Origin of the sequence: Streptomyces sp. NPDC007346, assembly GCF_040703535.1 — a bacterium.
Lineage (GTDB): Bacteria > Actinomycetota > Actinomycetes > Streptomycetales > Streptomycetaceae > Streptomyces.
The window spans coordinates 40,235-51,675 of sequence record NZ_JBEYKR010000034.1 but is presented as its reverse complement, the minus strand read 5'-3'; the positions used below and the strand labels follow the sequence as shown (position 1 = coordinate 51,675).

Sequence of the window (11,441 nt, the reverse complement as noted above, 5' to 3'; positions counted from 1 at the left end):
GCTCGACGCAACTTGCATTGAGCGTGTCGCCCATCAGTGCCGGGGCGATGTAGTCGATGCTGCAGCCCAGGCCGATGGTGACCTGGTTGCCCGGTCCGGCACCCCGTCCAGGAAGGCGACCGCGGCTTCGATCTCGTAGGGGTGCGACTGCTCCAGGGCGTCGACGGCGCTCCAGCAGAAGTCCGTCGCCCGGAACAGCCAGGCGTGCCACACCTCGTTGCGGTGCAGCAGTCCGACGATCGGACCGGTCGCGAGCAGTTCGGCCGGTGGGTCGTCGACCACGGGGACGAACGGCGCGGCGGGATATCCGCGCTGTGAGGGGAGTAGCGCGGGCAGCGCGCCCTCTTTGGTCGACACGTCGCTCAGATAGCGGCAGATCCGTTCCACACGGGGCCCGTCGCAGCGGCCGATGGAGTCGAGGACGCTGAGCGCGTGGGCGGTGTGCAGCGGCTGGCTGACCGGACCGCGGAGGTCGGGTTCCAGCGCGTGGGCGTAGCCGCCGTCCTCGTTCCGGTAGGCGGCGAGCGCCGTCTCGACGGGGTCCGGGGCGCCGTCGAGGAAGCGGTGGGCGAACCTCCGCTGTTCGAGGACGCGGGCGGTGAGCCAGATGAAGTGCTCGGCGCGGGCGAGGGGGTGTGCTCCGGTTCCAGCCATGGACCGACCGTAGAGGGCGAAGGGGCCCCGGCACACACCCGGCGGACCGGCTGCACTCTCAGGAGCGCGATAATGAGGGCATGCGGTTGACGATTTTCTGGGAGCGGATGGCGGACCACTTCGGTGCCGTGTACGCGGACTCCTTCGCCCGTGACCATGTGATGGCCGAACTCGGCGGCCGTACGGTGCACCAGGCACTGGACGCGGGCTGGGAGGCGAAGGACGTCTGGCGCGCGGTCTGCACGTCCATGGACGTCCCCGCCGACAAGCGCTGACGGCGACGGGCCTCTCCGTCTGCGAGTGCTGACGCCCGGGGGCCTCCCCGTCAGCGAGCGCTGACACTCAGGGGCCTCCCCGGCGAGCGCTGACGCCCACAGGTTTTCCCCGTCGGCGAGCGCTGATCCCGTCACCGACCGGCCGGGGGACCGGCTGTCGGTGGCGTAGGCGAGACTTGTCCCGTGTCATCGACAGACGAGACCGTTCCGGCCCAGCCGCCCGCCGCCCCGCCCCCCGGGCCCCCCGCGCCACCGCCCGGCCCGGCGCCCTCCCGGATGCCGGGCTGGTTGCCGCGCGCGATGGTGCTGGCCCTGGCGCTCTACGCCTGTTTCCAGCTCGGCAGCTGGGCGTTCGACCAGGTCATCGGATTGCTGACCAATGTGCTGATCGCGTTCTTCCTCGCGCTCGCCATCGAGCCGGCGGTGGGCCGTATGTCGGCCCGGGGAATGCGCCGGGGGCTGGCCACGTTCCTCGTCTTCATCGGCCTGATGATCTTCAGTCTCGGGTTCGTCGTCCTGCTGGGGTCGATGCTGGCCGGCCAGATCGTCGACATGGTCGACGACTTCCCCAAGTACATCGACTCGGTGATCAACTGGGTCAACCAGACCTTCCACACCGAGCTCTCGCGGGTCCAGGTCCAGGACAGCCTGCTGCACTCCGACTGGTTGCAGAAGTACGTCCAGAACAGCGCCACAGGGGTGCTCGACATCTCCACCACGGTCCTGGGCGGTCTGTTCCGGCTGCTGACGATCTTCCTGTTCTCCTTCTACTTCGCCGCCGACGGCCCCCGGCTGCGCCGCGCCCTGTGCTCCGTACTGCCGCCGGCCCGGCAGACCGAGGTGCTGCGCGCCTGGGAGATCGCGGTCGACAAGACCGGCGGATACATCTACTCGCGCGGCCTGATGGCGCTGATCTCGGGCGTCGCGCACTACATCCTGCTGGTCGTCCTCGGTGTGCCCTACGCTCCGGCGCTCGCGGTCTGGGTGGGGCTCGTCTCGCAGTTCATCCCCACCATCGGTACGTATCTGGCGGGCGCCCTGCCGATGCTGATCGCCTTCACGGTCAACCCCTGGTACGCGCTGTGGGTGCTGGGCTTCGTCGTCATCTACCAGCAGTTCGAGAACTACGTCCTCCAGCCCAAGCTGACCGCCAGGACCGTCGCCATCCACCCGGCGGTCGCGTTCGGTTCGGTGATCGCGGGGACGGCCCTGCTGGGAGCCGTCGGCGCGCTGATCGCCATCCCCGCCGTCGCCACGCTCCAGGCGTTCCTGGGGGCCTATGTGAAGCGTTACGACGTCACCGACGACCCCAGGGTGCACGGCGGCCCCCCACCGCGGCGCGGGGAGCCGGTCCTCTCCCGGATACGCCGAGCGCTCGGCGCCGCCGGGCGGACGGACGACGGAGCGTCCGGGTAGAGCGCGGTCAGAGGTACGAGGGGCGCGTCACCCGGTGCCGGAAGGTGTGCCAGGTCCACGCCTGGGCGGCGACCAGCAGCGGGCAGAAGGCGAGCAGGACGGGGACGAGCAGGGTGAGGGTCGCCCGGTCCGCGGCGTTCGCCGTCAGATGCAGCGCCGGGCCCGCGAACAGCGGCAGGGCCCCCATCAGGACGGCGGTCAGGGCGAAGGACTTGCGGGCGCCGGTGCGCCCGACGAGCCGGTGCGCCCGCGTCCAGGGCCGCCCGGTCAGCCGTACGGCCGCGAAGCCCAGACCGTGCGCGGCGAACAGCGCGGCGACGGCGAGCGCGGTCACGGCCCCGACCGGGGCGGCGGCCGTGTGCTCCGGCGTACCCGCGAAGAGCGCGGCCAGCAGCCAGCCCCAGGCCAGCGCCACCGTCCAGCTGCCGCACACCACCGCGCCGTCGCACGCCGCCCGCCACCGCCGCCCGCCGGCCCGGCCGCGCAGCCACAGCCCCGCGTCGCGCACCATCCACCCGGCGATCAGCGGCACGACCACGGTGAGCTGGGCGCTCAGCAGCTCACCCTCCAGGACCGGGAAGCAGCCCACGAGCACGCCCGCGGTGGCGACCAGCCAGACCTCGTTGCCCAGGAAGAACGGGGCGAAGGAGGCGATCACCAGGCGTCGTTCGCCGTCGTCCTCGCCCAGGTACGGCAGCAGCATGCCGGTGCCGATGTCCGCACCGGCGAGGACGAAGTAGCCGGTGGCGAAGAAGGCGAGCAGGCAGACGGCCAGGGTGTCCACGACGGCTCCTCAGTAGCGGGGGGTGAAGGGCGGCGGCCCGGCGGGCCCGCCGGATTCCGGAGCGGCGGGGACCCGCTCGTCGTGTCCGAGCCCGCTCTCCACCGGACCGAGACGCGCGTGCCGCAGGAGCAGCCAGCCGTTGAGGACGGCCAGCGCCGCGAACAGCACGGTGAACGTGATCAGCGAGGCCAGCATGGTGCCCGGGGAGTGGCCGGAGACGGCGTCCTCGGTCTTCAGCAGCCCGTACACCACCCAGGGCTGGCGGCCCGCCTCCCGGAAGACCCAGCCGCTGATCATCGCCAGGTAGGGCAGCGGCACGGAGGCCATCAGCACCACGTGCCAGAGCCGGAAGCGCTGCACGACCTTGCGGAAGCAGGCGAGCACGACCCCGGCCAGGCAGAGGTACATCATCAGCGCGAAGGCGAGCAGCATCACCAGGGCGCCGCCCCGCGTCCACACCTCGGAGGGCACGTAGTCGCCGGGGCCGAACCGGGCGACCATCTCCGCCTGCAGTTCGGCGATCTCCGCCGTCTTCCCGCTGAAGACCGCGGACTTCATCGGCTGCATATCCGACAGCGAGGCCAGCTGGACTCCGCCGAACCCCGCCGTGACCCACAGGGCGGGGAAGGAGACGAAGACCCCGATGCGCAGGCTCCCCGTGAAAAAGCCCACCTCGGGCGTGCGCCGGAAGAGGTGGTGGGCGCTGACACCCGCCATGAAGAAGCCGGCCGTCAGCAGCGCGCCGCCCAGGATGTGCCCGAAGGCCAGCAGCGTACTGGGGTTGGTGAGCAGCGCCCCGGCGTCCGCGAGGACCAGTCGGCCGTTCTCGGTGCGGTGGCCCACGGGGTTGTTGAGGAAGCCGTTGGAGACGAGGATCCAGTACGCCGACACGCAGGCGGTCAGGGCGACGATCCAGATCGTCGCCAGATGGACCCACCGGTTGAACCGGTGCCACCCGAAGATCCACAGCCCCAGGAACGTCGACTCCACGAAGAACGCGACGATCGTCTCGACGGCCAGCGAGGCACCGAACACATTGCCCGCGTAGTGCGTCAGACCGCTCCAGCTCAGCCCGAACTGGAACTCCATCACCAGCCCGGTGATGATGCCGACCGCGTAGTTGATGACGTACAGCTGCCCCCAGAACCGCACCATACGGTGATGCGGCGCCTTATCGGTGACCGTGGCCGCGGTCTGGAGGCAGGCCACGATGAGGGCCATCCCGAGCGTCAGGGCGACGAAGAGGAAGTGGCCGCCCGCCGTGAGGGCGAACTGCAGCCGCGCGAGGTCGAGCGTTTCCGGATCCACCCCGCAAGGCTCGGTCCACGGTCCGCCGCCGCGCGTCGGCCCGGGGAGGGCAACGAGCCTACTCCGGAAGTTGTGGCCTCGGCTGTCCGCGTACTACGGAAGTTGACGCCGCGGGACCGCTCAGAACGGCGCTCCGGATCCCGAAGGACCGCGCTCAGAATCCCGAGAACGGTACTCAGGGTCCCGAGACGGTACTCAGGGACCCGACGACCGCGCGCAGGGCCCCGAAGGGCCGCGCTCAGGCCATCCAGCCGGGCGTGATCATGCCCGACTCGTAGGCGAGGATCACCAGCTGGGCCCGGTCGCGGACGCCGAGCTTCGTCATGATCCGGCTGACGTGCGTCTTGGAGGTGGCGGGGCTGAGCACGAGCCGGGCGGCGATCTCGTCGTTGGAGAGCCCGGCCCCGACCAGCCCCATGACCTCCCGTTCCCGCTCGGTCAGCGCGTTGAGGCGCGGGCCCGGCTCGGGCTGCTTCCGGCGGCTCGCGAACTCGGAGATCAGCCGCCGGGTCACGGCCGGGGCGATCAGCGCGTCGCCCCGCGCCACCACCCGTACGCCGTGCAGCAGCTCCATCGGCTCGGTGTCCTTGACCAGGAAGCCGGAGGCTCCGGCGCGCAGCGCACCGTAGACGTGGTCGTCCATGTCGAAGGTGGTCAGGATGACGACCCGGACGGCCGCCAGGCGCGGGTCGGTGGTGATGCGGCGGGTGGCCTCCAGGCCGTCGGTCCCGGGCATCCGGATGTCCATCAGGACCACGTCCGGGCGCTGTTCGTGGGCCAGGGCGACGGCCTGTTCGCCGTCGGCGGCCTCGCCGACGACCTCGATGTCGTCCTCGTCGGACAGGATCGAGCGGAAGCCCGCCCGTACCAGGGTCTGATCGTCGGCCAGCACTACGCGGATCATTCGGTCCCCTCGATCGGCAGCCGGGCGCTCACGCCGAAGCCCTGTGCGGTGTTCTGAGCCGTCAGCTCGCCGCCGAGGGCCCTGGCCCGCTCGGCCATGCCCCGGATGCCGCTGCCGGCCGGTGAGCCCTCCGGTGAGCCCTCCGGTGAGCCCTCGCCGTCGTCGTCGACCCGCACCCGTACGGCTCGCCCGTCCGTGTAGTCGACCGTCACCACCGCGCCGGTCGCCCGTGCGTGCCGGGTGACGTTGGTGAGCGACTCCTGCACGATCCGGTACGCCGCCAGGTCGACCGGGGGCGGCAGGGGCCGCCGCTCGCCCTCGGTGCGGAGGTGGACCTCGATGCCGGCCGAGCGGGCCCGTCCGACGAGTTCGTCGAGCCGGTCGAGCCCCGAGGTGGGCGAGGTCGGGGCCCTCTCGTCGGGCTCGCGCAGCGCGCCGAGGGTGGAGCGCAGCTCGCGCAGCGCGTCCTTGCTGGTGGCCTTGACCGCCTCCAGGGCCTCCTCTGCGGCGGACAGGGCCGCCGCGGGCTCCGGCTTCTTGCTCAACTTGTGCAGGGCCGCGCCCGACTGCACGTTGATCAGCGAGATGCTGTGCCCCAGGACGTCGTGCAGCTCCCGGGCGATCCGCAGCCGCTCCTCGGTCGCGCTCTGCTCGGCCCGCGCCTCCTGCTCCCGCTCGGCGGCCAGCGCCCGCTGCTCCACCTCGGCGAGATAGGCGCCGCGGGTCCACTGGGCCCGGCCCACGGCGACGAGGCTGATCAGCCAGCCCGCGAGCATGAACAGCGACATGTCGTCGATCTGCCGGTTGCCGTCGTGCTGGCGCACCTCGCCGAAGCCGACGGCGATCAGGGTGACGACGCCGAGGGCGACCGCGGCCGTGAACCGTCCTTCGGCCGCCGCCGTGTACAGCGCGACCGCGAACGTGACCATAAGAGGACCGTCGTACACGGACAGCGGGTAATAGACGACGCAGACGACCAGCGTCACGACGGCGACGGCCACGGGTGCGCGGCGCCGGAAGTACAGGGCGGCGCAGCCCACCGCGATGAGCGCCCAGCCGATCACCGTACGGTTCAGCGGCTCGCTCTCGTACCGCATGGTCGCCAGCGTCCAGACCGCCACCAGCACGGTGACGGCGGCGGCCACCCCGATGTCGGCCGTACGCGCGGACAGGGCGCCGCCGCGTGGACGGGAGGCACCGGCGTGCGGTCCGGGAGGGAGGGGCATGTCAGGAAGGATAGGCGCGCGGCGCCGAGCGATCACGGCCGGCGGCCCGGGACGACTTGCGAGGTCAGCGGTAGCCCGTGACGTCGGCGGGCAGCCCCCGGTCCTGGACCTCGGCCAGATACCGCCAGGCGTCGGGCCTGCTGCCGTCCGTGTCGGTGAAGCCGTACACCTGGGCGAGCCGCCCGCTGGAGAGCGACTGGCCGTTCCAGCGCGCCACCTCCGGGTCGCGGGCGAGGGCGGCCACGGCGCGGCCCACGTAGGCGGGGGACTCGGAGATCGCGAAGTGGGGCGCGTGGCCGATCGCGTCGCGCCAGGTGGCCTCGGTGACGCCGTGGGCCTGGAGCATCGCCTCGGAGCGGAGCCAGCCGGGGGTGAGCGCCACGGCGGTCGCACCGTGCGGGGCGAGCTCATGGGCGAGCGCGAAAGCCATCCGGTTCACCGCGGCCTTCGCCAGGTCGTAGAAGAAGGAGACGCGGTAGTTGGCCGCGTTGTACTCGTCCGTCCCGTCGGTCATCTCGACGACCAGGCCGCCCGGGGTCTCGATCAGCAGCGGCAGCGCGAAGTGACTGGTGATGGCGTGCGTGTCGACGGCCAGCCGCAGTGTGTGCAGTCCGGTGTCGAGCGACGACTCCCAGACCGGCTTGTTCCACTCGATCTCGGCGCCCCAGATGTCGTTCACCAGGATGTGCAGGGCCCCCTGCTCGGCGGAGACGCGTGCGACGAGCGCGCTGACCTGGTCGGGGACCAGGTGGTCGACCTGGACGGCGATCCCGCGCCCGCCCGCCGCGTCGACCAGGCCGGCGGTCTCCTCGATGGTCTCGGGCCGGTCCATCTCGGAGCGCTCGGAGCCGCTCGTACGCCCGGTGACATAGACGGTCGCCCCGGCGGCGCCGAGCTGTACGGCGATCCCGCGGCCCGCTCCACGGGTGCCTCCGGCGACGAGCGCCACCCGCCCGGCGAGGCCGGAGCCCGCGCCGGGCTCACCGGAGGGTGCTTTCGGTGTCATAGAGGGTCCCATATCGCCCTAATGTAGGGCGGTGCTTCCGTGTGCGCAGGCCGCCGTTCCGCTTCGGCTCCGCGTCGGATGCGTCGGCTCCGTGTCCGCGAACAGGAGCACGCGTCGCCTCAGAGGCCGAGCTGCGAGCCGATCTCGGTGCGGGACGACACCCCCAGCTTCCGCAGGGCGCGCGCCACGTGGTGTTCGACCGTCCGGTGCGAGAGGACCAGCTCACGCGCGATCTCGCGGTTCGAGAGGCCGAGCGAGGCCAGTCGGGCCACCGCTCGCTCCCGGGGCGAGAGATGGTCGCCGTACCCGAGAGCGCCCGGTCTTCGGACGGTGACCTGGCCGTGTTCCCGCAGCCCGCGCTGGCAGCGCAGCACATCCCATACGGCGTCGATGTCCTGGTAGGCCGCGATGGCCTCGTGCAGCACGGTACGCCCGCCCGCCGCCCCGGCGGCCAGCAGCCGCAGCCCCCAGGCCTCCCTGATGTACGCGGCCTCGTAGGGCCGCTCCAGGGCCGTCCAGGCGTCCGCGGCGGCCGTGTACGGGGCGTCGGACCCGTCGGCCTGGGCCTGCGGTCCGTTCGTGGCGGTGAGCAGCGCCCGGCAGGTCAGGAGGGCGGCGCGGGCGGCCGGCGCGTCCCGGTCGGTGATGCCGTCGGCCAGCTCCCCGACGAGGCGGTGGGCATCGTCGGGCCGGCCGTCCCGGATCAGCGCCTGAACGGCCACCGGGGCCAGGGGTGCCGCCCACATCCACGCACCGGTACGGCGGACGTGGCGCAGCGCCTCCTCCATCGCCTGGACGGCCTGGTGAGGACGGTCGGCGGCGAGATGGATCCGTACCACGGCGGCCGCGGCGGCGGTCAGCACGACGCCGGTGTCCAGCGCGGTCGTGCGGACGGCCCGCTCCAGGAGACGGCGCGCCACGTCGGTCTGCCCCTTGGTGTGCAGGCGCAGCAGCCCGCAGGTCACGAGGGCCTCCGCGTGGAAGTCGGGCACGTCCCGGTACTGCGCCTCGGCGCGCTCGGCCCGCTTCAGCAGCCCGGTCCACCGGCCCCCCGCGAAGGCGGCGAGCATGTCCGTGGTCTCGACGAACGCCTCGAGGTACGGGGCGTGATGCGGCCGGAGGGCCTGCCAGGCCCGGGTCTGGCAGGCGCGGGCACGCTCCGGATGGCCGAGGGTGGTCGCGGCGCCCGCCAGGTTGGCGTGCATCCGCGCCGTCGCCTCGTCGGGGAGGGCGGCGGGCAGATCGGCCACCGCGTCCCAGGCCGACCGGTCGCCCATCAGGGCCAGGGCGGTGGCGCGGTTGGCCAGCACGGCCGAACGCAGGTCCTCCTCGTCGACCTGGGGCAGCAGCCGTTCCGCCTCGGCCAGCAGACGCCGGTGCTCGCCGACCGGCCAGCCCTTGAGGGAGGGGATGGCGATGATCGCCAGCGCGCGTGCGGCCTGCCCCGTCGACACGGCGAGGAGATCGGGAACGGCGCGCGCTATCTCCTCCAGCGCTTCCAGCCCCGAACCCGACTGGTTGCGCAGCAACAGCCCCAGGAGCAGCCGGATCTCGCCGCTGGGCCCGGGGTCCAGGGAGCGCTGATCGAGCACCTGCCGCAGGGCGGCGGGCACCTGGGGGCCGGGCCGGGCGTTCAGCGCGACGCGGGCCAGCTTCAGCGCGAGCCGGTCCCGGACGACGGCCGAGGGGTCGCCGCGCAGGGCGTCGAGGTAGTGGGCCGTGGCGGTCCCCGCGTCCCCGCTCCCGGCGGCCCGGTCCGCCGCCGCCTCCAGGCACCGCACCGCCTGCGCGGACCGACCGGCCAGGCGGTGGTGCTCGGCGATCCGCACGAGCGGGAGGGGGCTGGTGTGCCAGGCGAGGGCACGGGCCGCGCGTAGGTGCAGTACGGGCCGTTCCGGTTCGGCGACCGCCTCGTAGGCGGCCCGGCGCGCCAGCTCGTAAGGGAAGGCGTAGGTTCCGTCCGCCGCCCGTACGACGCCTTCCCTCAGAGCCGCCGCGAGCGCACGACGGGTCTCCGGCTCGTCCAGCCCGGCGATCGTCCCCAGCAGGTGTACGGGCGCCGGGTCACCGAGAACCGCCGCCGCGGCGACCACCCGCCGCGCGTCCGAAGGAAGGTGACGCAACCGCTCCACCACCACGCGCCGCACCGACGCGGGCAGGGCCGGCTCCGGGATCTCCGCCGTCCCGGCAGGGCACGCCGCGGAGTCGGGCCACTGCCGCAGCACCTCCTCGATCACGTGAGGGAGGCCCCCCGTCCACCGGTGCAGACGTTCGGCGAACGCCTCCGGCGCCGCCCCCGCGCCGAGCAGGCCGACGGCCATCGCACCCGTCTCCGCCACCGACAGCGGTACGAGGTGACGCTCGGCCACCGTCACATGGGCCGGTGGGCGCAGCGGGAAGGGGAGCCCGCCGTCCCCCTCCACGTCGGTGTCGGGAACCGTGTGGCTGCGGGCGGTGAGCGCGAGCCCCAGGTGCGGCGGCGGATCGGCGACGACCGTACGGAGGAAGGCGCGGGTGGACCCGTCGGCCCACTGGAGGTCCTCCACGGCCAGAACCGCCCTCCCCAGGGATGCGGTCAACGCGCACAGGGCCCGCAGGAGCCGGTGGCGTTCAACGTGCGGATCGCCCAGAGGCGGTGGGGCGGGCGGGAGGAGGTCCGCGAGGTCGGGCAGCACCCCGCGCAGCGCCCCCGTCACCGGTGGCAGGTCCTTCGGGAGCGGCCGGCACAGGCTCAGCGCCTCGATGAGCGGTGCGAACGGGAAGGGGTCGTCCGACGGCTGGCAACGGGCGACCAGCGTGACGGTGTCCGAGGAGCGCGAGGAACCGGGGGGACTCGGGGGACCCAGGGGACCCGAGGGGCCGGGGGAGCCCGACGGCGGGGTCCGTGTCAGGAGTTCGCGTACCAGCCGGCTCTTCCCCACCCCCGCCTCACCGGTGATCACCACGACGGCGGGCCGGCGGTCGAGCTCAGAGCGCAGCTCGTCCAGGAGCGTGGAGCGTCCGATCAGGACATCGGGGGTGGAGGTCGGGGGGTAGGCGTTCACGGCTTCCTTCCGCACCCGTGGGCAACATGGGCATGACGGGCGGGCGGTTCGGCCGGGCCGCCCGGCGGCCTCATGATGACCCGTCGCGAGGGCGGTGAAAAGGGGAGTGACGCCTGCGGCGCGTGTGCGGACGCCGCAGACGCCCCCCATCCGTCCGGTGAGGTTCGCGGAGAGGTCTCACCGGACGGGTTCGCCGGGGTCCACCAGGGTTCGGGAGCGGACCACCGGCGGTCCTGTGGGTAGCGGCCGGAAAGGTGGCGCCGCTTTTGGAGCCGGTCAGCGGGTCAGGGCCGCTCCGGGCCGGTCAGAACCCGAAGGTCCGGCCCGAGGGCGGTGGCGTGGTGTCGCCCTGGGCCACGGAGTCCTTGAACGTGGCGATGTACGAGCCCTTCACCGCGCCGGCGCGGTCGGCACCCAGGATGCGGCCCTCGCCGGGCGGGGGCGTGGGTGTGGCCCCGGCCGTACCGGCGCCGGCGATCGGTGCGCCGACGGCACAGGTGGCAGCGGCGAAACGCCCCACCGCGGCTCGAAGCACCATGCGACTCCTCCTGAGGGTCGGCCGGACCGGCTCGGTCCGGTGTGGCCCACGCACGGCGAACACCGGGCGCGGGCGAAGGAAAGGGCACGGAGGGGGCTCCGGACGACGGGACGTCGGCCTTGCACGGCGGCTGCCGATCTCGGGGGCCGGCAGATGCACGAGGGCGGAGCCACCGCCGCCTCAGGAAGAATCGAGCCATAGGGGCAGGTCGAACAATGCGTAGGCGTACCCAACCGTTCCGGCCGACCGGACTCCGCTGTCCTGACCGACAGGACCCCGCTGTCCT

8 protein-coding genes and 2 pseudogenes are annotated in these 11,441 nt (G+C 72.9%); 2 read left to right on the top strand and 8 right to left on the bottom strand.

Annotation, left to right across the window (positions count from 1 at the left end):
* Window positions 1-90: 90 nt before the first annotated feature.
* Window positions 91-654: pseudogene (locus tag AB0917_RS12430) on the bottom strand (hypothetical protein); the annotation flags it as partial.
* A gap of 80 nt (window positions 655-734) precedes the next feature.
* Here AB0917_RS12430 and AB0917_RS12425 point away from each other — a divergent pair.
* Both AB0917_RS12425 and AB0917_RS12420 read left to right on the top strand, forming a co-directional pair.
* Window positions 735-929: a DUF3046 domain-containing protein gene (locus AB0917_RS12425; protein WP_366819460.1), complete on the top strand. Its 195-nt coding sequence runs from the start codon at window positions 735-737 to the stop codon at window positions 927-929.
* Window positions 930-1,205: 276 nt separating this feature from the next.
* A complete protein-coding gene (locus AB0917_RS12420; protein WP_366819463.1) occupies window positions 1,206-2,345 on the top strand; it encodes an AI-2E family transporter in 1,140 nt (379 codons plus the stop codon).
* Window positions 2,346-2,352: 7 nt separating this feature from the next.
* Here AB0917_RS12420 and AB0917_RS12415 read toward each other — a convergent pair whose 3' ends face one another.
* The 7 genes and pseudogenes from AB0917_RS12415 to AB0917_RS12385 form a co-directional block, all read right to left on the bottom strand.
* Window positions 2,353-3,129, bottom strand: a complete 777-nt coding sequence (locus tag AB0917_RS12415; RefSeq protein ID WP_366819459.1) for a cytochrome d ubiquinol oxidase subunit II — start codon at window positions 3,127-3,129, stop codon at window positions 2,353-2,355.
* Between the two features lie 9 nt (window positions 3,130-3,138).
* Window positions 3,139-4,437, bottom strand: a complete 1,299-nt coding sequence (locus AB0917_RS12410; RefSeq protein ID WP_366819458.1) for a cytochrome ubiquinol oxidase subunit I — start codon at window positions 4,435-4,437, stop codon at window positions 3,139-3,141.
* A gap of 238 nt (window positions 4,438-4,675) precedes the next feature.
* Entirely contained in the window at window positions 4,676-5,341 is a 666-nt protein-coding gene (locus AB0917_RS12405; protein WP_366819457.1) for a response regulator transcription factor, read from the bottom strand.
* Entirely contained in the window at window positions 5,338-6,567 is a 1,230-nt protein-coding gene (locus AB0917_RS12400) for a sensor histidine kinase (RefSeq protein WP_366819456.1), read from the bottom strand. Before AB0917_RS12400 ends, AB0917_RS12405 begins: the two co-directional genes overlap by 4 nt.
* A 64-nt stretch (window positions 6,568-6,631) precedes the next feature.
* Window positions 6,632-7,573, bottom strand: a complete 942-nt coding sequence (locus tag AB0917_RS12395) for an SDR family oxidoreductase (protein WP_366819455.1) — start codon at window positions 7,571-7,573, stop codon at window positions 6,632-6,634.
* 119 nt (window positions 7,574-7,692) lie between these two features.
* Entirely contained in the window at window positions 7,693-10,617 is a 2,925-nt protein-coding gene (locus AB0917_RS12390) for an AAA family ATPase (RefSeq protein ID WP_366819454.1), read from the bottom strand.
* A gap of 349 nt (window positions 10,618-10,966) precedes the next feature.
* Window positions 10,967-11,155 (bottom strand): annotated as a pseudogene (locus AB0917_RS12385) (S8 family peptidase); the annotation flags it as partial.
* Window positions 11,156-11,441: the final 286 nt, after the last annotated feature.

Excerpts from the sequence above, each read along its gene's own strand:
- AB0917_RS12425 (WP_366819460.1), top strand. The coding sequence starts at position 735 with ATGCGGTTGACGATTTTCTGGGAGCGGATGGCGGACCACTTCGGTGCC.
- AB0917_RS12420 (WP_366819463.1), top strand. The coding sequence starts at position 1,206 with ATGCCGGGCTGGTTGCCGCGCGCGATGGTGCTGGCCCTGGCGCTCTAC.
- AB0917_RS12405 (WP_366819457.1), bottom strand. The coding sequence starts at position 5,341 with ATGATCCGCGTAGTGCTGGCCGACGATCAGACCCTGGTACGGGCGGGC.
- AB0917_RS12400 (WP_366819456.1), bottom strand. The coding sequence starts at position 6,567 with ATGCCCCTCCCTCCCGGACCGCACGCCGGTGCCTCCCGTCCACGCGGC.
- AB0917_RS12395 (WP_366819455.1), bottom strand. The coding sequence starts at position 7,573 with ATGACACCGAAAGCACCCTCCGGTGAGCCCGGCGCGGGCTCCGGCCTC.